Raw genomic sequence first — 20,645 nt, 5'->3', positions numbered from 1 at the left:
TATTCGGACCAAGAATAAATCTAGTATAATGAGCGTTACTCACAATATAAAGGAGATGGCACATGCAAATGTTATGGCTGATCCTTGCAGCGGCGATTGCTCTGTTACTTATTCGCGCTTACCGCAATACATTTGATGTTCATACCAATTATGTATCCATTCCGCTTCAACCTTCTCGCCGACTACCCGATCCTGCCCTTTGGGAGCCTCTGTCCGTCTTGCACCTTTCAGACTTGCACATGGAAAATTTATCGGTGCAGGCTTCCAAAATCGTTGAGGATTTTTCAGATCGCCCAATCGATCTGATTGCCATTACCGGTGACCTCTTGGATCGCCACAAAAATATTCCCAAAGCGGTTCAATACGTTGAAACCGTCATGGCCCTGCAGCCTGCTCTCGGCACATACGTCGTATTCGGCAATCACGATTACGTCTTGTCGCCTCCAAAGCTAGCCTTGCTCAAAACCGAGCTGGAGCGTATCGGCTGTCGTGTCCTGATCAATCAGCACGAAACGATTTACCATCAGGACCAGGAATTGCACATCATCGGGGTAGATAATTTCTCTACTGGACACAGCCAGTTGTCCAAATCATTCCGGAACGTCCCTGAAACAGGTGCTCGCTTGGTACTTACTCACGATCCAAATATCGTGTTGCACATGAAGGATTTCCCGTACGACTATTTACTGTCCGGTCATTTTCACGGCGGACAAATTCACTGGCCTCGCCCTTTTCATCTGGCCAAGATGGGCAAACTGCCAAAGCTGAACATGGTCAAAGGATTGCATCAAGTCGATGGCCGATCCTTTTACATCAGTGAAGGATTGGGTCAGACCGGTCTAAATGTACGCTTGCGTTCTCGGCCAGAAATAACGTTGCATACCCTTGCTGGAGCTAGCTTCATCGCACATGGACAAACAGCAACAGCATCCTCCTCAGTTCAGGAAGCTTCTGCCACACTTGCGCTAGACTAAGGTATAATGGAAGTATTTCACAAGTGGGAGACGGAGGCGCTGATATGGAACAATGGATGAATCACGCAGAGCGCATTCGGCAGGAAACAGGTCTGCCGATTATGTGTTTGCAGACCTCCCAGAACGAAGCTGATCAGATCCGACACGAGCAGGAACAAAAAGGCTGGGAGCTTGTAGCCTCAGCAGGGGATGGCACTACGGTCTCGCTTGTTCTCATCGAGACTCCCTCTTGGCATGCTTCTGCTCGAGTTCTGCTCGGACTTTTTTTCTCCCCAGCATCATCAAAATCTGAGGCGACTCTCACCGATCAAGTCTCTACCTGGTTGCAAAGTATCTCCAGCGATTCGCCCTTGCCCCCTCCATCTCGCTTGGAGCAGCAGTGGTCGTGGCGTGAAAAACGAGCAGTCTTCCTCATAGAACGTTGTCGGCCTGAGAGCACTCTGGATTGGTATTCCTTGCAGCCATTACTCCACGACTTTTTCAAAGGGGAACACACATCTCTTACGTTTATTCCACTTGGTCATCTCTATTATTTACTTCTCGTTCCCATCTCCATGCTGGGAAATCAAAGCGAACCGGATGAACATCTTGAATGGGCTTCAGGAGTGCACGATCTCATTGCGAATGAACGAATGGAGCATGTCCGTCTTCTGGTCAGTTTTCCGATCGCTACACCACTCCAGCTAGAAAAAGCAGTTAGACAGCTTTTTACCCTTTCCCATGCCCTCACACAATTTTGTCCACGAGACATGGTCGCTGGAAGCTGGCACTACCCGCTGGAGCAATGGGCTATCACCTTACCCACAGGTATCTCTCAACAGCTTGCCCGTAGCATCCAATCTGAACTAACTGCTCATCCATTGACCGAGGAACAAATGGAAACGCTCGAAACACTCTTTCGTTGTCAGTTGAATATCAGTGATACGTCTCGTCAGCTTTTTTTACACCGAAACACCCTTTTGTATCGGCTGGACAAGCTCACCGAGCAAACCGGACTGGATCCCCGGCAGTTTTCACATGCTGTGCTGCTAAAGCTGTTTCTTCTTTTCCGGCAAAATTGACCAAACAATTCGTGCAATTTTACCGTAGAGGCATTTTAGCTCTGCCTGGTACCATAGGATACATACATCCTTGCGACTACTCCCTTCACTATGTCGAGGAGGTGCCAATAAATGGCAAAAGTAACACTCAATCATATTTATAAAAATTATGGAAATAACGTCACGGCTGTTAACGACTTTCATCTGGAAATTCAAGACCGGGAATTTCTCGTTTTGGTTGGTCCATCCGGGTGCGGGAAATCCACAACATTACGCATGATTGCAGGCTTGGAAGAAATATCGGAAGGTGATATGTACATAGGTGACAGACGCGTCAATGATGTCGCGCCTAAAGATCGGGACATCGCCATGGTGTTTCAGAGCTACGCCCTCTATCCCCATATGAATGTGTACGAAAACATGGCATTCGGCCTCAAATTGCGCAAATTTTCAAAAACAGAAATTGAGACTCGCATTCAGGAAGCAGCTCGCATCTTGGACATTTCTCATCTCCTTGACCGTAAACCAAAAGCATTGTCCGGTGGTCAACGGCAGAGGGTCGCACTCGGACGCGCAATCGTTCGTGAGCCACAGGTCTTCCTCATGGATGAACCGCTGTCCAATCTCGACGCCAAGCTGCGGGTACAGATGCGTACAGAGATTCTAAAGCTGCATCAACGCTTAAACACGACCATCGTCTACGTCACCCACGACCAGACCGAGGCCATGACGATGGGAGACCGAATCGTCGTGATGAAAGACGGGCTGATCCAGCAGGTGGCCACACCCACAGAGATCTACAATCACCCTCTTAACTTGTTTGTCGCCAGCTTCATCGGCTCCCCTGCGATGAACTTTATTAAGGGTAGCGTCGTGGAGAGGGAAGGCAAGCTCGTTTTTGAAAGTGACCAAATCCAGGTCGCCTTCCCCGATGACAAGGCCAAACATTTACGGGACCATGGGTACGTAAACAAGCACGTTATTTTCGGGATTCGTCCTGAAGATCTATACAGCGACACCCAATTCATGGAAGCCAATCCTTTTGAGAGCTTCCTTCATGCAGAAGTGGACGTTGTAGAAAACATGGGTTCGGAGTTGTACGTTTACTTCCATAATATTGGCAACGCTCAAATGGTCGCTCGTGTTGATGCCAGAGAAGGCCTAAAGCCCCGTATGACGGTAAAACTTGGGATGGATTTGTCCAAATGTCACGTATTTGACAGCGAGACGGAACTGGCTGTATTCTAATAGCAAAGTGAAAAGGAATGTCTTTTTCCTGACATTCCTTTTTCTATTTTTATGAGCTAAAAATTTAATCAACACGGCTCCAGAAAAACGATGATTCTTATAGAGAAAGAGTGGAGAGGAAAGAGAAATGACGTACAAAATTGTCTTCTTTGACATTGATGGCACGTTGCTTAATACCAAACACGTCATTCCTTCAGCAACCGTGGATGCAGTCCAACAGTTGAAGCAAAACGGCGTGCAAGTCGCGATCGCCACAGGCCGTTCCCCCTACCATCTATTGCCCATTGCACAGCAGCTAGACATTGATACCTTTGTCAGCTTCAATGGCTCCTATGCGGTGAGCAAAGGAAACGTCATCCATCATACGCCTTTTGATACCGCGACATTGGCGAAACTAGAAGGCATGGCAGATGGGAATCAGCATCCGATGGTTTTCCTGAGTGCTGATAGCTGCTACGCCAATGTGATCGATCATCCCCACGTGATCGAATCGTTCGACTCTTTGCGCTTGCCAGCTCCTTCGCACCGGCATCGTTATTGGGAGGAAGCCCCGATCTATCAAGCCTTCCTTTATTGCAACGCAGAGGAACAAGATCCGTATGTAGGGCGATTTCATGAAGTCTCCTATGTGCGTTGGCACAAACACGTATTGGACGTTTTGCCACCAAACGGATCAAAGGCTCGAGGCATTGAAGCGACCCTGCGCCATTTCGGTTACAGCCCGGATGAGGCCGTCGCATTTGGAGACGGACTGAACGACAAGGAAATGCTTTCCTATGTCGGGATGGGAGTCGCCATGGGGAACGCTCACGAAGAACTGAAACCTTTTGCCAATCGCATGACTCGTCATGTCGACGATGACGGCATTCATCATGGTTTAACACAACTTGGTTTGATATAGAAGGAAGGATGTAGGTTTTTGCATGTCTTGGGAATGGTTTAATATTATCGGAACGGTCGCGTTTGTCATCAGCGGCGCTGTCATCGCTATGGAAGAAGAGTACGATCTGTTAGGTGTGATCGTACTTGGAATGGCAACCGCTTTTGGCGGGGGGATTTTGCGCAACATCTTGCTGGGAATTCCACTCACTGCCTTTTGGAATCAAGGGACATTGTTTACAATTGCACTCGTCTCCATGTTCATTGTCTTTGTACTTCCCCATAAATATATCGGCTATTGGAATCGCTGGGGCCTGTTTTTCGATGCGGTCGGCCTCTCCGCATTTGCTATTCAGGGTGCTATGTATGCAACCCAAATGAACTACCCGCTCAGTGCAACGATCGTCGCTGCTGTGTTGACAGGAATCGGTGGCGGTATCATCCGAGATGTACTCGCTGGCCGCAAACCGCTCGTCTTTAAAGAAGAAATCTACGCCGTATGGGCGATGGTCGCAGGGGTAGCTGTCGGCCTGAAATGGGCCACTTCTATACCTGAGCTGTATGCGTTGTTTATCGCTATTATTGTCTGCAGAATGGTGTCCGTCTATCGTGGCTGGAAGCTCCCTCGTCGCTCTCTGCGACCATCTACTACTCCTTCCTCCATACGACCATTAAACAATCGACTGTAAGCTTTTACCTTCATAATCACTCTCTCCATGTGCAGGATATATCCATAAGCACAAGAGGGAGTGATTTTTTTGCGCTTGGCCCCGATTGTCGTTGCGGTCGCTTTGGTCGGACTCGTCGTTGTTCCGTATCGCATGCATCAAAATGCGGAGCAGGAACAGCGCGAGCCCCATCCTCGGGTCACCTCTACGGAGGCGAGTATTCCCCGGATCAACTTCATTGAACAGGTAAAAGACATCCGACGAGATCTGGAAAAAAGAAGCCACATTCAGACGCTTCACCATAATCCTCGCGATCGGAGCCACTATGTGGAGCATGAAGTCGTCGTACGCTTCTCCCCACGACCCGATCAAAAGACGATAGACAAGATGGTTGCCTCTCTCGATGCCAAAATCAAGCGTGATTTTGACAAGTTTATCATCATCAAATCTCGTAGTCTGAGTACGAAGCAGCTCATGAAAAAACTGGCGGAGCATCCGGATTCCGTCTTTGCTGAACCAAACTTCCTACTGTTGCCTAACCGCAAACCCAATGATCCGTACTATAGCGAATACCAATGGAATTTACCTTTGATCGGTATGGAGCAGAGCTGGGATGTGAGCGAAGGCAGCAGTGACGTGGTAGTCGCAGTCGTAGATACAGGAGTCGATATGGGTCATCCAGAGTTCAAGGGGAAACTCGTGGAAGGCTACAACGTGCTCAATGACACCAACAAACCACAGGATGACAACGGACATGGCACCCATGTCTCTGGTATCATCGCAGCAAAAACGAACAATAAAGACGGTATCGCCGGTATGACCTGGAAAAGCAAGCTCATGCCGATCAAGGCAATCGGAGCAGACGGTTCAGGCTCAGCTGTCGACATTGCACAGGGCATTTACTGGGCAACCGATCACGGCGCCGACGTCATCAACCTGAGTGTAGGGAACTATACTTCCTCTGCAGCGCTCAAAGAAGCGTGTCGATACGCATATGAAAACAACGTGGTCTTGGTCGCAGCATCCGGTAATGACGCTTCCGATCAGCCTAGCTATCCCGCTGCCTACGAAGAGGTCCTTTCTGTAGCTGCGGTTGACCACCTCAAGGAACGTGCTGATTTCTCCAATTTTGGTGATTACGTTGACGTAGCCGCACCTGGCGTGGACATCCCTAGTACGTATATTTACAGCGACTATGCGTCTTTGTCTGGAACGTCCATGGCTTGTCCACATGTCGCTGCACTAGCCGCGTTAGTCCGTTCTGTTCATCCCGATATGAAAACGCATGATGTGATGGAACTGATTCGAAAATCTGCTCTCGATCTCGGTCCCCCAGGGCACGATCAATTGTACGGATACGGCATGATAGACGTTAGTAGTACACTCAAGCAGTTGCGCACTGAACCTGCGAAAACCGAACAGCCACCCCAAACCATTGGAGGCTTGTTAAATAAATTCCTGCTGCGTCTGCGTTTCGGAGCCCAATAAGCACATCTCTGAGGAGGAGCTATTATGAAAGCTGTCATCGTGCTTGCCCATGAAGGAGAAAGCAGCTTTTGCCATGAAATACTCGCCCGTGTGACTCAAGCACTGGATAAGCAAAACATTGAATATAAGCTGCGCGATCTGTATAAAATGCAATTTCAACCCGTATTTCAGGCAGAAGACATGCGCTTAGTCGAACAAGGGACTGCTTCCGCAGATATTCTGGAAGAACAGGAACTGATTAAAGACTCTGAACTTCTCATTATGATCTATCCGGTGTGGTGGTGGTCCGAGCCTGCCATTTTGAAAGGCTACATCGATCGTGTTTTCACCGATGGATTCGCTTTTCGCTATGAAGAAAAAGGGCCGGTCGGGCTCCTGACGAACAAGCAGGCGATTGTCTTTACCACCACTCGTGCATCGGCAAAGGAAATGGCCACTTCCGGCATGGACGCCGTCGTAGAAAAGCAAATCGCCGAAGGTACCCTGCAAATGATCGGATACCGCGTCGCCTACCACAACTTCGCTGCTGTTCCTTACGTGGAAGATGGTGCCCTCATCAATATGCTGAAGCAAGTAGAGGAACGCATGCTCCACATTCGTCAGCCAGTCGGCGTGTAGCGAAAAAAACAAGCACGGGCAGTTACGCCTGTGCTTGTTCCTTTTGCATTCGTTTTTTGGTAATGTAGTCCGTCTCGTAATATTGCAGATCATCACGCATTTGTTCAAATACCTTTGACAATGCAAGCGTCAGTTGTTGCAATTCAGGTGTGACCTGCTTGCGGAAAATGATCGCATCTTGTCCGGTATACGAATAGCGACCGTCTTCGTCGTAGACCTCGCCTTTGGGGTAATAGAAGTTATTTATACAGGTATGGTATACCTGATACAATACTTCCTCGGCAAACTCCTCATTAAATCGTGCTCGGCGCAGGGAAACCCCCAGCCTATCGTACGCATTCTCGCAGTAGACAAGTAAATGGCGCAGGTCTGAAAGGTAGTTGCGGTAGTAGGATTCGTACTCTTCCGGATCCCCGGACTGAGAAACTAGGCTTGATAAGGTTACCTGGTTCAAATAGCGTTCCACTTCCATGCTTACCTTTTTCAACTTGGTGTACGTCTCTTCGCACAATTGCTTCAAATGAGTCGCTGACATAATGTCCCCCTTGCGTTGAAGAATCTGCCTTTTTTAAGTAAGTATAAAGGAAAGATTCTTTATAACACAAGGTTTTCTTTTCTGCATATCTCTCCCTACGCAGTCGCGGATTCGCTTACTCTTTCCACTTTTTTCCTCGTCTGTAGCAAGTAAATGACGTACGCTGCGAACAGGCCCAACACCGTCATGAAGCACAAAATGAGGAGATCGGAGGTAACCGCCGACAGGCCGTGTCCCTTGGTTAAAATTTCTCTCACACCATGCAAAAAATACGTAAGCGGCAAAGATTTTCCGATGGCCGCGACCACAGTCGGCATGGACATGAAAGGCCAGGTGAAGCCCGACAGCATAAAGGAAGGAACCGCGATCAGCATCGCTGTCTGTGTCGCCTGCAGCTGGTCTTTGGAGAAAAATGAGATCGCATAACCGATCGACAAAACCGCCAAGTTGAACGCACTCGCGATGAGCATGAGATTCATCGTGCTGCCGTAATACGGGATTCCAAACACTTTTAGGAGCAACGTGAATCCAATGAACATATTGAGCGTTCCGGCTAAAAAGTATGGGAGTATCTTGCTAGCGGTAATCGCCCAAAAGCTGTTGTTTGCCATGGTATCGCGCCAGGTTCCCGCTTCTTTCTGCTGAGTGACCGAGATGGCAATCCCCAGGAACAGGACTTGCTGCAGGACGGTTCCCGCTAAGCCAAATACCATAAAAGACATGTAGCTAAACGTCGGATTGTACAAAACCCGATAGCGATAATCGATGCCGGTGTAGAGATTTTTCCCTTCCTCTCCCCAGCCTCCGTGCGCTTCCAGCTTTTTAAGCGTAGCCCCTGCTGAGACCGTTTTGACTACTGTACTGGCTGCACGTACGGCCGTGTTGGAGATCATCATATTACTGCCATCAATGACGGTCAGCACTTCTGCCTCCCGTCCTGCCTTCACGTTCTTTTCGAGATTTGATGGTATGATCAGTGCGACGTTGGCTTTACCCTGATCGATGAGGTTCATTGCCTCTTCTTCTGTACCGACAATGGAACCAATGCGAAACGTCTGATCAACCTCAAACGCCCGATATAGCTCGCGACTTAATTCTGTCTGGTCAGCATCCACCATTACGGTAGGGATGTGCATCACTTTTTTCTCGCTGTACAGAAAACCGAAGAGGGTCAAATACATCAGTGGAACGATGAAGACGATATTGCGAATTGTTTTATTGGTAAAAAGATTTTGCCACTCGGTCCAAAAGAGCCGGGAGAAATTACTCACCGTTACCAGCCCCTTCGACATTCCACTCTACGGTCAGACCCGGACGCAATTCAGTATCTGTTACGAGCATTTTTACCTGGAACGAGCGGATGTCGCGGTCACCCAATTCTTGTGTTGCCTTTTTCACAGCAAAGTCTGCTGCTGGAGCTACGGTAACTACTTTTGCCTCTACATCGCGTTTCAAGGCAGGTACATACAATTTGACTGCGTCTACTGCTTTTACTGCAGAAAGCGCGTATTCATTGACATAAAACTTCACGTAGTTATCCACCTTCGACTGGATGGTCAATACGGTAAAGCCCTGGGCAACCAGCTCACCTTTTTGGACAGCGACCGACTTCACGATCCCATCGACAGGAGCAGTCAGCTTTGCATTGTTCAGGTATGCTTCGATTTCAGCCAAGGCCCCTTTTGCCTGTTGTACGCCCGCTTCAGCTGATTTCACGTCAAGCTCTTTCAGACCTACCTGACCTCGAGCCGATACGGCCTGTTGATAAGCAGCCTTTGCCTGATCCAGCTGTGCCTGTGCTGCGTCTACTTGTTCACTTCTCGCACCCGATTGGGCCATTTTCAGTTGCTCTACGGCCGCTTTGTTCTCTGCAGTCGCTTGCTGATGCTGCATCTGTGCTTCTTCGACTTTTACTTGTGGAACAGCCCCTTCTGCTAAAAGCTTTTTCATCCGTTCTAGATTGGTAGCTGCGATCTGTTTGGCAGTTTCTGTTGCCTGGACCTTTGCTTTCAACTGCGAGATTTCTTCCGCGCGCGCTCCGTTCTTATTTGCTGCCAATTGCGCTTGAGCTGAGCTGACGACTGCCTGTGCTTGATCGACTTGCGCTCCACTCGTGCTGTCTGTCAGAGAAACGCCTTTCTTCGCCTGCTCCAGCTTGACTTGCGCCAGATGATATGCCGCTTCAGCCTGTTCCTTTTTCGCCAGGAGCTCTTCACTGTTCAGCGTCGCAACCAATTGACCAGCTTTGACTTCATCGCCTTCAGCCAGCGTGACCTGCTCGATGGAGCCCCCCATCTTAAAAGACAGATCGACTTCTGTTCCCTCGATCACGCCTGCTAGTTTATCCGCTCGTTGGCCCGATACATTTCCGACCCCCGGTCCAAATAGTACGGTCCCCAATACTGCAATGCCGGCAACAAAGCCAGCCACCCCGATCCATGCACGTTTGTTCATCTGGTTTTCCCCTCTTTTTGTAGATGTTGATTTTTCTTTTCTCCTGATTACTTCTGTAAAATACCCGCTAGCATGTTGCGCAGCGTCAGTCGACCTGCTTCACTCTGAAGCGGTTCTTTGCGAAACTGCTTGCGCAATACTGTGAAACCAATCATGCCAAACAGAGCCGACGCTAACGTCCGAATCTCGGCATCAGCCCGGATGTAGCCTTTTTGCTGCAAATCTGTCATGTAATTTTCCATGGTCGTAAAATATCCGGTCAAGATCCTCCCGACCATCTGATCCCTTTGTTCGTCACCTGTAAAAAAGCTCAAGAGCAAAAAGCAAAGCTCCTGATTTTCGGAAAAGAAGCGAAGATGCTCATCCAACACACTCATCATGCGGTCTTCCAGCGATAATTCTTCTTTTTGCATGACACTGTCTACATGGTAAATCAGCATCTTCACGCCTTTTTCAATGACGTACAGGAACAGCTCTTCTTTCGTAGAAAAATGGTAATAGAGCGTCCCCTTGGCGACTTGCGCTACTTCGGCGATCGTGTCCATCGAGGTTTCACTAAACCCGTATTGGGCGAATGCAGTTAAAGCTCCCTGTGCAATCTGGTCTTTTTTTGCTGACGCCATCACTCCCATCCTCCTTATCTTTTTTGAACTGACTGGTCAGTACAAAAATTAGTGTAAGACTCCTTCCTAGTTTTGTCAAGCGTGCGCGTTTTTATGGGAGACTTTTGGTATGGTGGTCAATCATACTATGGTGGAGGGGAGGAAAAAGGGGAAAACGCTCCAGCTTCATAGGAACACCTACTGAGGGTCATACCTGTCCGGCTCCATATAAAAAACGAAACCGCGTGCAAAGCAGCCGTCTCAGGGAGCGTATCAGAGGTGGACGCTTAAAACCGTGTTTCGTTTTTCTATTGCGCCTTGGTTGGTATTCCAAAGATCTTCGCTTATTTCCCTTTTTTCCTCGACCAGCTTTGGCTCATCCACGTACCTTTTCTTGTGAGCCTTCCACGAAGATTCTCTGAGAAGAACCCTTCGTGGGATAATGCCATAGAAGAACGAAAGTATGGTTCTCCTTATTCAATTGCTCCCCTGACACGTCGAGCTGACATATTTGACGTCTCGTTATTCTCTTGATTCACCCATGTCCTTCGAAGCTCAACGATTGGGAATTAAAGCTTTTGCTCCCTTGTAATACCTGGTGGCTAGAAACCACAAAAGCTCGCAGGAGAAGCAGGTTTCCAGGCGGAGCGGCTACTACTTTACCGCTTCCCCGTGAATCGTTGTGGAGCGGACAGTCTATTCTCCCATGCAGGGCCGCCGAATCTGTTCGGTGGGAAAAGCCGGAGCACAGATCGGAAACCTGCTTCTCCCCACATCCGCTATGTTGGAGTCTCCATGTTTTTTATATTTTTCGTGATCCCTGATACTCTTAAAAAAGACCGCTTCGTGGCGGTCTCATCTCGTCATAATTTTTTGATACGTTTCCTTTGTGGCTGGCATTGGGGCTACCCCCAGTTGCTCTTGCAGTTTTGTTACACATTTTTCATACCAGCGTATCGCTTGCGCCCGATTGTTTAACTGATAATAGGCGGTCATCAACAAGCGATAGGCTTCTTCCCAACAGTCATCGACACGCAAGATCGCTTCACACCAGCGGATGACACCCTCCAACCGATTGTCCTCCAGCCTGATTTTGGCCACCCTCTCTGCCCCTCGCAGGAACAGTACCTGTAATCGCTCTCGCTCCTCGACACACCACTCGTCATATCGGCATTCTGGCAAATAGTCGCCCTGGTAATAGCTGAGCCCTTTTTCGAGCAATATGGCAGCTTGTCTCGAATCCGTCTCTGTCATCCCGAGTGTGACGAGCTTTTCGAATTCCTCGACGTCAATTTGGTACCCAGAAGCCAGATTAAAACCGTAGGAGCTCCCTTGCCTTTGAATAAAAAACGTATCGGCGCGAGCAGCTCGATTCGGCTCCAAGGCTTTGTTCAGCGCATTCAAAGCCACCTTGAAGTCACGGATGGCTGATTCCTCATCGCTGTCTGCCCACAGACGGTTCATGATTTCCTCACGCGCCAGTAGATGCTGTCGCTTGGTCAGCAACAGCTGAAATAAGAGCTTGGCTGTTCCACGCTGCCACGCCTTCTCGCTCAGCTCGTGATCGCCCAGCCAGACGCGGAACTGTCCCAGGGTCTGGATCCTCAGCGTATACCCTGGATGAAAGGTAACATTTTGCAGTCCCAAATCATTCAGCAGCTGCGAGACGTAATCCGGGTATACTTGTCGTCGTTCTGCTTCAATCAAAACGGGCATGAGCTGCTGAACGTCTTGCAGGGTGAGCATGGTCGGCCGCTGCAACAGAAAGTGATATTCGCCCGATTGCATCAGGGACATAGCCTGCGTAACAGCGGGTACAAACAGCTCCCATTGCTTGTTGCGGTACGCCAGAAAGCTGAGCCACAGCTGACAAGTCACTACGCCAAAGCTATCTCCACACAGACTGAGACGCTCTACACAATCTCGGAATACTTCCACTGCCTCTCTATCCTTGCCGTAAGCAGCATACGCAATCCCGGTAGCCACGCGAACCAGGCTGTTCAGCCAGTCATCCCGCATCGCCTCTGTTTCCTGCATCCCTCTTTTTCCGTACTGGAGGGCCAGATCCAATGCTTTTTCCCGGCCATGGAGAAGTGTGAGCCCCAGCAACGTCTCTGACTTTCCTCGAGTGGACTGCAGATCTTCCATCATGTGCAAACCTTTTTCGTACAATTGCCTGATTTCTTCTGCAGGAAGCTGTTGGCTGATCAAGGCAGCGTGTGCTTTTCGGACATACCCATTCGCCTCTACAAAAGGAGAATTGGCAGCACGCCCCAGCTCAATGGCTGTTTCGGCCGCTTGCCATCCCCGCTCCCACTCCCCATTTAGCGCGTACACGAAGGATAGCAACAACGATGTTTCCCGATAGGATCGCGTCAGCTTTGGGTGCTTGCTTCGCTCCGCCATAGATTTCTCCTCCAGCAATTGAATCGAAGACTGCAAGCGACCTGTCCGAAACAACAGTCGCGATTCCAGCTCCACCTCTGTCAACTGCTCGAGCTCCTGGCTTCGTCTGTACCATTCTGCCGCCTGCTTTGCATCTCCCCGGTTGGTGTAGATTTCTGCTAACAAGCGATACAGGCGCGGTGCCATCTCCTGTCCCTGCTCTGCTGGCGGCAGTAGGTCGATTGCTTGCTTCAACAATGTTTCTGCCCGAACCCCTTGGACACTGTCGAGATGGACGCGTGCCATCCCTTCTAGACCTCTGCATTGACCGACCTGATCATGCTTGGTTGCACACAGCTCCAGAAAATGCTCGTACGACCCAAATGCCTTTATGTAGTGACAGCGGTAGCGCTCGACCTCCGCTTGATAAAACCACAGCCAATGCTTTGCTTCCTTCATAGAATCCGGCAAAAGTGTGATCCAGTGATAAAGGACTTCGAGCTTGCCATCTGTCAGCAATCGCTCAGATGCCTGACACAGCCACTCTCCCAGCACATCCCATTTTTCAGCCAGCTGTAGATGCTCGAATGCTTTTCCATCTTCTCCCTTGCGCCTGTACCAGAGGGCCGCTTCTTCGTTCACTTGCAAATACAGCTCACTGTTTGACGCGAGCTTACTTGCCAGCAGCCTGTGAAAGAGTGGGTGAAACGAATGCTTTCCCTGCTGGTCGACAGCGATAAACAAATTGCATTGATGGATGTGAGAAAGTAGCTCTACACCTTTTTCCCCCAAAATCTGACGACAGTCTTCCTCTTCAAATTCTTCGAGTACCGCACATTTCATCAAGAATAGCTGCAGCTGCTCATCCAATCGTAGCCATACTTCTGCTTCCAAAAAGTGCACCAAGCGCGCCAAGTCCCGTAGACTTTCCGAAACCGTAGCTCCACCTGACATTTTCTCACCCAAATAGCGCAGCGACAATACCCAGCCACGGGACATCTGCTCTACGCGATCCCACTCTTCGGCTGTCAGCCATACATCATATTCATCCTGAAAAAATGCCTCGCTGTCTTCACGGGAAAAAGTCAGATCTTCCGTCTTGAGAGCCAGGCACTCCCCTCGTGCCTTCCATAATTCCAGCTCGGGCCAGGTAAGCTGAGCCCGGGACAATATCAGCAGCTTTAGATGATGGGGGAGCTGTCCTGCCAGTTTTCGAATAAAGGCGTCTACAGGACTGTCTTTCTCTATATAGTGATAATCGTCCAGAACGATCAAATGGTCTTTTTCCGTCTGCAGCTGGTGCCATTCGCGTACGAACAACTCCGCCATTCGTTGCGGATGCCATTCCTCACCAGTAAAAATTTCCAGCTTATTTGCAATCGATCCCCCAAAATGAGGGAAGAGCCGCCGCACGCTCTCCACCAAACCGTACAAAAATACGGATAGTTGTTCGTCGCCCTCCGTCAGGTAGTACCAGCACGCATCCAGCTTGGTGTCATGCAGATAGGCAGCGACCGTCATCGTCTTCCCGTAGCCGGTTGCTGCATGTACGACACAGAGCGGTACATGATGCAACAAACGAAGCTTTTTCGCCAAAGAGGGGCGCCTCAGCACATACGGCTTTGGTCGAGGAGGGGTTATTTTTGTGATCGAGACCTGCGATGTATTCATGGGCTGCACTCCTTGCCGTTCTCCTTCTCTCTCTCGTTACTTTCCCCATTTCGTGCTTCTTTTCCTGCCTAACAAGCCGTTTTCACGCTAAAAAGCCCACCCGGGCATCCAGGTGGTGCTTTGTCAGTCGATCAGATTGTAGCCTTTTATCGTGTAACCAATATCATTGATCAAGACTTGGAATTCTTCATCACTTACGTGTTCTCCACGTACAATCCGCTCATGCAAATCCGCAACTCTATCATAAAGCGCGCGACTGGTGGATACATACATGATGTTATACTGCGACTCTGTCTGCAGTCGGACTCTCATCCTGTCCACCACGCGTTTTTGGAGAGCGTCGGTATGACCATTATCGTTCCGTATGATTTTGCCCGGGGTATAGGGAATCGTTGGTCTTTGGTTCACTTCATCTGGCTTTGGTGTATCTACTGGTAACACACCGACCAATAGCGTGTCCTTGTAAGCCAATACTTTGATATCGACGACACCAGGGATCTTTTCCGCATGCCGCTCCAGTAAAGACACCAGATGCGGCTCCCGTTGGTGAACGTACTTTTGGCTAATCATAGCAGCCGGTCCCTTGTCCATACCTGCATTGTCATTGCGATAGTTGATGCCTAGTGACTCGTACTTGGCCTGATTGCCGTTCTTATCTTCCGATCCCTGTTCTTTGTTTGGCGAACAGCCTGCGACCAAGCCAGCGAGTATCATCGAAGCACAGATTCCCACTTGAATTCGTTTCAACAAAAAACACCTCCTTGCACATAGTGTGGTGTGCAGGAGGTGTTCTTACTCTATAAAAGAAAACCTAATTACTTACAAATTCACCCTCGAACGTATCGACTTTCCCGCCTTTTTCTGCTTTCAGTGTAAAGTTTCGGATACCGTCATACGTGTCCTTGTTGAACTCAAAGGTCCCGTCTGAATTTACATCTACTTCGAAGGTATTGTCTTCCAAAGTTACCACTACATCGCTGCCAGGCTCTACGGTACCACTCACTCGATAAAGACCGATAGTGGCGATTGTAAAGGTTTTCCCTTTAATTGTAGAGCGATCGATCAAGTTCGCAGCATTTGCAGCTGGTTCTTGCTTTTGCTCTGTGGTGTTGTCTTTTGGTTTTTCAGTGGATGCTGTTGACCCAGAGGACTGCTTGTCCGCAATCAGAACAGTTTGCGTGGCTTGATCCCAATTGACATTGTAGCTCAGTGCTTCTGCGATAAAGCGCACAGGAACCATTGTCCGTTGATTAATAATTTGCGCGGGTACATCCAGGTTGATGGTTTGTCCATTTTTCTTAGCAATTTTTTGAGTCACAACCAAGCGAACATTGTTTGTTCCTTTATTGATCGTCACTGTTCGAGTTTTCTCGTTCCAATCGACATCAAAGCCGAGGCTTTCCGCGATTGGGCGAATGGGTACCAACGTACGGCTGTCACGGATGACAGGCTTTTGGTCTAGGAATACGATCGCCTTTTTGTTGTATTCCACTTTAATGGCAGCTGGCGCAGATGCGGCGGATGCAGAAAAAGCTGCCACAGGTACGAGCGCAAGCGCCAGTACGAGTGAGGCTAATTTTTTTAGCATGGTGTCCACTCCATTTCAAAAAAGATTCACATGGTTCTAAATCTACTATAGGACGTGGGTGGATGCAAGGAATTCCAGCTATCAGATATTGGAAAACACTGGATATCACTGGTCCATTCGAATGCTGTATGCCAGATTTCCTCGTCCCTTTGAACTATTTTCAAATTGTTACAAAAATGAAACCATCTTACTCCAAAAAACCGTTACAATAGGACATACAACGACGAAATTTTCATTTTGAAAGAGGCAATGACGATGAAAAAAATAATTCCGTTCCTCATCCTCGCACTCATCTTGAGCATGATTCCTCCAGGTGGAAGTTCTGCCAACACTGCTGCCATTCAATTAGGAAGCGATGTACTGTTCGATCAATTCCATTCATTAATTGATGGTAAAAAAGTCGGACTCGTCACGAACCAGTCTGGTGTCAACAGCCTGGGAGTAAGCACGATTGATTTATTGAGGCGAGATCGTTCTGTCAGTCTTGTCGCCTTGTTCGCCACAGAAAACGGATTGGACGGCAAGGGAGAAGCCGGAAAACCGGTCGTTACCTATAAACATCCGGTGTACGGTATTCCCGTCTACAGCTTGAACGAAACAAGTCGAGTACCAACCCAAGAAATGTACGCCCATTTGGATGTACTGATCATCGATCTGCAAGATACTGGTGCACGTACGAACCCTTACATAACTACCTTGCGTGATTGTATGACAGCTGCAAAACAGCTGGGGAAACCAGTCATCGTTCTCGATCGCCCCAATCCGTTGGGCGGAAAGCTCGTAGACGGCCCGTTGCTGGAGCCGGGTTTTGTCTCTTACATCGGCGCGGATACGTTACCGATGGCTCACGGTATGACGATTGGTGAGCTTTCCCTGTTCTTCAACCGCAACATTGGTGCAGACCTCACTGTCGTTCCCATGCAAGGCTATACGCGCTCCATGCTCTTTCAGGATACTGGGCTGACCTGGCTTCCAAATGCCTCCCATCTCCCTAGCCTGACTGCCGTTTTCGGTTACATGGCGACGGGTGTGAGCGAAGGCACAGCGCTTCGCCAGGAGGACAACTATTCCTGGATTGGTGGCGAAGGAATCGTAGCTAGCCAGTATGCCGACCTGTTGAATGCCAGCCTGTTGCCAGGAGTTGTTTTCTTGCCTGAGACGACAAAAGGAACTGCCGGAGGAGTGAGGCTCCAAATCACCGATCCCCACCTGTTCAATCCAGCAAAAACAGGGATGTATGCATTGGCCCTTGCACGACAGCTGAACCATTTTCCTATCCCAAAAAGCTCCGATAAAGAAATCACCTTGTTTGACCGAATGATGGGAACAAACAAAATCGGGATTGAATTGGAACAAGAAAAGAAACCGCAGGACATCGAAGCAGCGTATGCGGAACAACTGGCGAGCTTCAAAGAGCAGCGCAAGTCATTCCTGATCTATGGAGAAGAGCCTTACCAACCGCTTATGCCGATTCATAACAAGCCGACTGTTTCACCGCAACCTGAAAAACCTCAGCCTGTGGTGAAGCCGGCAACCCCAACGGAAACAAAGCCAGCAACGACTGGGAAGCCTGGCACACCAGCAACACCCAAACCGGGAACACCGGGTACCAGTGTTCCCGTCAAGCCTACACAGCCCGCTGTGAAGCCACCTGTGACTCCACCTGCAGGGAAACCGCCAGTCACACCGCCTGCTACCAAGCCGGCAAATCCTGCTACTGATAAAGTTGCCTACCTGACTTTTGATGATGGGCCGTCACCTGTGACTCCGCAAGTTCTCGATACATTAAAGAAATTCGGAGTCAAAGCAACCTTCTTCATCGTCGGTCGCAGCGTCGCTGGGCACGAAGCCATTCTCAAACGGACCCTCGCGGAAGGTCATGCAATCGGAGGTCATACCTACTCCCATGATTACCGCATCGTGTACAAGAGTATGGAAGCATTCTTCGCGGATCTGGAAAAAGGAAATGACATGATTGAAAAAGCAATCGGAATGAGACCCACCATTTTCCGTTATCCAGGGGGCAGTACCAACACCGTGAGTCACAAGTATCAAGATCCAAAGGTGTATAATCAGTCGCATCCGGTCATGAACGCCATCAAAGCGGAAGCAAATAACCGGGAGTACACCTTCATCGACTGGAATGTAACCAATGGCGATGCCCGAAGCAATAAATACACGGCCCAAGGAGCTCTGGCAAACATCAAGCAGCAAGTAAAGAGCCAAAAGGAAATCGTCATCTTGATGCACGACTCCAGCACCAAAGGCCCAACTGCTCAAGCACTCCCAGAAGTCATTACGTTTCTGAAGTCAAAAGGATATCGCTTTGATGTCATCAAACCGGATCACCCGACTGTTTCTACGGTCAAATAGGACCTTCACTTTCTCCATAAGAAAGCCCGCTCTTGGTCGTCCAAACCATAGAGCGGGCTATTTTTATGGCTACGTGATACTCATTGCGTAGCGAGAACGTCGTATCGCAAGCGAAGCTCACGTTTCAATATTTTTCCACTCGGATTTCGTGGCAGGTTGTCTGCGATGACTACGTATTTGGGAGCTTTAAACGTCGAGAGGCGCTCCTTGCAAAATGTGAGCATTTCCTCTTCTGTCAGTGTTTCCCCCGCTTTTGGCACGACCACCGCAGTTACTGCCTCGATCCAATACGGATGCGGGATTCCAATGACGGCGACTTCAGAAACCTTTGGATGCAAGTAGATCAATTCTTCCACTTCCCGGCTTGCCACATTTTCTCCGCCAGACTTGATCATATCTTTTTTCCGGTCGACCACAGTAATGAATCCTTCCGCGTCCATAATGCCCAGATCCCCACTATGGAACCAACCACCCAAAAACGCTGTTTGTGACTTTTCTGGATCACGGAAATAGCCAATCATGGCATGACTCGTCCGGTGAACGATCTCACCGACACTGCCACGAGGCACTTCGTTTCCTTCGTCGTCCACGATTTTCGTCTCCACGTTGAGTGCAGGCTTCCCAGCCGAACCTGCCTTGCGGATCTGCTCTCCCGGTTTTAACACCGCTGCAAGTGGAGCCACTTCCGTTTGTCCATAGAAGTTGTAGAACTGGGCATCTGGCAGGCGCTGATTCAGCTCTTTTAAGACTTCGACCGGCATGATCGCTGCACCATAGTAGCATTTCTTCAAGGAACTGAGATTACGCGAGGCAAAATCCGGTGAGCGCAGCAACGCGATCCAGACAGTCGGCGGGCAAAACAACTGCGTCGCCTGAAAAGTTTCTATTGACTCCAGCAAGAGCGCCGGTGTCGCCACTTCCAGGATGATACCGCTTCCACCTAAATAAATGTATGGCCCTAAGAAGCAGTGCAATTGAGCACTATGAAACAAGGGAAGTGCATGAATGGCTACGTCCTCTTCCTTCATGTCGCCATCAATAATCGTACTGACATACTCCGAGATGATGCTCTTGTGCGTGAGCATGACTCCCTTTGGCTTGGACTCCGTACCGCTCGTATACAGGATTTGAGCAACATCCTCGTCGTCGAGCTCCACATCCGGCTCTTGCTTGTCTGCCCCGTCGATCATGGAACGAAACGGCAACCACTCTCCGACCTGTGCGGCAGGCTTGGAGATCACCGACAATACTTTAGGCACAAGCCCAGACAGCCCTAATGCCTCCTGTGCGAGCTCCTGGAACTCAGGGGATGCAAAGACCGCGCTAACCTCAGAATGGCCCAGAATGAAAGCTACATCCTCCTGATTCAGCATAAAGTTGATTGGAACCATAATGACACCTGCTTTGGCCAAAGCGAAGTTGAGGATAACAAAGTCCATTGAATTGCGGGAGATGACAGCAGCCCGCTCTCCTTTTTGCAAGCCATGGGTAATCAAGGCATTTGCGGCTTGGTTGACGATTCGATCGAGCTGGCTGTATGTAAGTACTTCTTCTTCAAACTGCAGAGCCGTCTTATCAGGGAAACGCCTGTGACTTCGCCTGAGGATATCACCTAACGTATTTCTCCTTACTCGCTTGGCCTCGATCATGTTCACGCCTCCTTACTTCGTCTCCTCCTAGTATACAATTTTTTCGATATTATGAGTATATTCTGATATTTTTAAACAAAAAAAGACGACAGCTCCGTCTGCATTTTTGAAGCTGCCGCAGGGCCCCAAGAATCAATCGAGTCCTTACATACAGGATATATCATTATGCCTTATACTTCGACATTGATTCTTCTGGATTTTAAGGAAAAAAACGGTTACAAGAAGCCCTGAGCTTTGATAACTCTGAACGGGACAAAAAAAATCTCCAACCGGTAAAGGTTGGAGATAAGGGATAGTACGTTAAGTACTTACGTGAATACATTTAAGATACACGATTTTCATCCTATTGCATACAAGCATATATAGGTAAGAGTACCTGAAACGGGTAAAAAAAATAGCGACGACTCTCTGCGCTGATTAGTTCGCCGCAAGTTCCCCAGATGTTTTACTAGATGATTTTCCTTACAAATCCA

General features: G+C 49.0%; 16 protein-coding genes. 8 read left to right on the top strand and 8 right to left on the bottom strand.

Annotated features, from left to right (window positions below; translation table 11 throughout):
* Nucleotides 1-68: 68 nt before the first annotated feature.
* The 7 genes from AN963_RS04345 (at nt 69) to AN963_RS04315 (ending at nt 6,915) form a co-directional block, all read left to right on the top strand.
* Entirely contained in the window at nt 69-974 is a 906-nt protein-coding gene (locus AN963_RS04345; protein WP_055744441.1) for a metallophosphoesterase, read from the top strand.
* Nucleotides 975-1,018: 44 nt separating this feature from the next.
* Nucleotides 1,019-2,035 carry a PucR family transcriptional regulator gene (locus tag AN963_RS04340; protein WP_055743312.1) on the top strand — a complete coding sequence of 339 codons (1,017 nt, stop codon included), beginning with the start codon at nt 1,019-1,021 and terminating at the stop codon, nt 2,033-2,035.
* 111 nt (nt 2,036-2,146) lie between these two features.
* Nucleotides 2,147-3,262: an ABC transporter ATP-binding protein gene (locus tag AN963_RS04335; RefSeq protein WP_055743311.1), complete on the top strand. Its 1,116-nt coding sequence runs from the start codon at nt 2,147-2,149 to the stop codon at nt 3,260-3,262.
* Nucleotides 3,263-3,389: 127 nt separating this feature from the next.
* Nucleotides 3,390-4,163, top strand: a complete 774-nt coding sequence (locus tag AN963_RS04330; RefSeq protein ID WP_055743310.1) for a Cof-type HAD-IIB family hydrolase — start codon at nt 3,390-3,392, stop codon at nt 4,161-4,163.
* 22 nt (nt 4,164-4,185) lie between these two features.
* Nucleotides 4,186-4,830, top strand: a complete 645-nt coding sequence (locus AN963_RS04325; RefSeq protein ID WP_055743309.1) for a trimeric intracellular cation channel family protein — start codon at nt 4,186-4,188, stop codon at nt 4,828-4,830.
* A 69-nt stretch (nt 4,831-4,899) separates the two neighbouring features.
* Entirely contained in the window at nt 4,900-6,297 is a 1,398-nt protein-coding gene (locus tag AN963_RS04320) for a S8 family peptidase (protein ID WP_055743308.1), read from the top strand.
* Between the two features lie 24 nt (nt 6,298-6,321).
* Complete coding sequence (locus tag AN963_RS04315) at nt 6,322-6,915, top strand: NAD(P)H-dependent oxidoreductase (protein ID WP_055743307.1); 594 nt, start codon at nt 6,322-6,324, stop codon at nt 6,913-6,915.
* Nucleotides 6,916-6,937: 22 nt separating this feature from the next.
* Here the strand turns inward: AN963_RS04315 and AN963_RS04310 are convergent, their stop codons facing one another.
* The 7 genes from AN963_RS04310 to AN963_RS04280 form a co-directional block, all read right to left on the bottom strand.
* Complete coding sequence (locus tag AN963_RS04310) at nt 6,938-7,450, bottom strand: DUF3907 family protein (RefSeq protein WP_055743306.1); 513 nt, start codon at nt 7,448-7,450, stop codon at nt 6,938-6,940.
* Nucleotides 7,451-7,545: 95 nt separating this feature from the next.
* Nucleotides 7,546-8,721, bottom strand: coding sequence for an ABC transporter permease (locus tag AN963_RS04305; RefSeq protein WP_055743305.1), 1,176 nt, complete (start codon nt 8,719-8,721; stop codon nt 7,546-7,548).
* Nucleotides 8,714-9,904 carry an HlyD family secretion protein gene (locus AN963_RS04300; protein ID WP_055743304.1) on the bottom strand — a complete coding sequence of 397 codons (1,191 nt, stop codon included), beginning with the start codon at nt 9,902-9,904 and terminating at the stop codon, nt 8,714-8,716. Before AN963_RS04300 ends, AN963_RS04305 begins: the two co-directional genes overlap by 8 nt.
* 47 nt (nt 9,905-9,951) lie before the next feature.
* Nucleotides 9,952-10,527, bottom strand: a complete 576-nt coding sequence (locus tag AN963_RS04295; RefSeq protein ID WP_055743303.1) for a TetR/AcrR family transcriptional regulator — start codon at nt 10,525-10,527, stop codon at nt 9,952-9,954.
* 834 nt (nt 10,528-11,361) lie between these two features.
* Nucleotides 11,362-14,562: a BTAD domain-containing putative transcriptional regulator gene (locus tag AN963_RS04290; RefSeq protein WP_055743302.1), complete on the bottom strand. Its 3,201-nt coding sequence runs from the start codon at nt 14,560-14,562 to the stop codon at nt 11,362-11,364.
* Nucleotides 14,563-14,685: 123 nt separating this feature from the next.
* Nucleotides 14,686-15,309 carry a sporulation protein gene (locus tag AN963_RS04285; protein ID WP_055744440.1) on the bottom strand — a complete coding sequence of 208 codons (624 nt, stop codon included), beginning with the start codon at nt 15,307-15,309 and terminating at the stop codon, nt 14,686-14,688.
* 64 nt (nt 15,310-15,373) lie between these two features.
* On the bottom strand, nt 15,374-16,150 hold the full coding sequence (locus AN963_RS04280) for a copper amine oxidase N-terminal domain-containing protein (RefSeq protein ID WP_055743301.1): 777 nt from the start codon (nt 16,148-16,150) through the stop codon (nt 15,374-15,376).
* 255 nt (nt 16,151-16,405) lie between these two features.
* On the opposite strand from AN963_RS04280, the gene AN963_RS04275 reads away from it, so the two are divergent.
* Nucleotides 16,406-18,523, top strand: coding sequence for an exo-beta-N-acetylmuramidase NamZ domain-containing protein (locus AN963_RS04275; RefSeq protein ID WP_055743300.1), 2,118 nt, complete (start codon nt 16,406-16,408; stop codon nt 18,521-18,523).
* Between the two features lie 80 nt (nt 18,524-18,603).
* Here AN963_RS04275 and AN963_RS04270 read toward each other — a convergent pair whose 3' ends face one another.
* Nucleotides 18,604-20,172, bottom strand: a complete 1,569-nt coding sequence (locus AN963_RS04270) for an acyl-CoA synthetase (protein ID WP_055743299.1) — start codon at nt 20,170-20,172, stop codon at nt 18,604-18,606.
* Between the last annotated feature and the right edge of the window lie 473 nt (nt 20,173-20,645).

This window comes from Brevibacillus choshinensis (genome assembly GCF_001420695.1).
Lineage (GTDB): Bacteria > Bacillota > Bacilli > Brevibacillales > Brevibacillaceae > Brevibacillus > Brevibacillus choshinensis.
The sequence above is the reverse complement of the archived record's forward strand: the minus strand, read 5'-3'. Positions and strand labels throughout refer to the sequence as shown.

Excerpts from the sequence above, each read along its gene's own strand:
- AN963_RS04345 (WP_055744441.1), top strand. The coding sequence starts at position 69 with ATGTTATGGCTGATCCTTGCAGCGGCGATTGCTCTGTTACTTATTCGC.
- AN963_RS04340 (WP_055743312.1), top strand. The coding sequence starts at position 1,019 with ATGGAACAATGGATGAATCACGCAGAGCGCATTCGGCAGGAAACAGGT.
- AN963_RS04335 (WP_055743311.1), top strand. The coding sequence starts at position 2,147 with ATGGCAAAAGTAACACTCAATCATATTTATAAAAATTATGGAAATAAC.
- AN963_RS04330 (WP_055743310.1), top strand. The coding sequence starts at position 3,390 with ATGACGTACAAAATTGTCTTCTTTGACATTGATGGCACGTTGCTTAAT.
- AN963_RS04325 (WP_055743309.1), top strand. The coding sequence starts at position 4,186 with ATGTCTTGGGAATGGTTTAATATTATCGGAACGGTCGCGTTTGTCATC.
- AN963_RS04315 (WP_055743307.1), top strand. The coding sequence starts at position 6,322 with ATGAAAGCTGTCATCGTGCTTGCCCATGAAGGAGAAAGCAGCTTTTGC.
- AN963_RS04310 (WP_055743306.1), bottom strand. The coding sequence starts at position 7,450 with ATGTCAGCGACTCATTTGAAGCAATTGTGCGAAGAGACGTACACCAAG.
- AN963_RS04300 (WP_055743304.1), bottom strand. The coding sequence starts at position 9,904 with ATGAACAAACGTGCATGGATCGGGGTGGCTGGCTTTGTTGCCGGCATT.
- AN963_RS04295 (WP_055743303.1), bottom strand. The coding sequence starts at position 10,527 with ATGGCGTCAGCAAAAAAAGACCAGATTGCACAGGGAGCTTTAACTGCA.
- AN963_RS04290 (WP_055743302.1), bottom strand. The coding sequence starts at position 14,562 with ATGAATACATCGCAGGTCTCGATCACAAAAATAACCCCTCCTCGACCA.
- AN963_RS04280 (WP_055743301.1), bottom strand. The coding sequence starts at position 16,150 with ATGCTAAAAAAATTAGCCTCACTCGTACTGGCGCTTGCGCTCGTACCT.
- AN963_RS04275 (WP_055743300.1), top strand. The coding sequence starts at position 16,406 with ATGAAAAAAATAATTCCGTTCCTCATCCTCGCACTCATCTTGAGCATG.
- AN963_RS04270 (WP_055743299.1), bottom strand. The coding sequence starts at position 20,172 with ATGATCGAGGCCAAGCGAGTAAGGAGAAATACGTTAGGTGATATCCTC.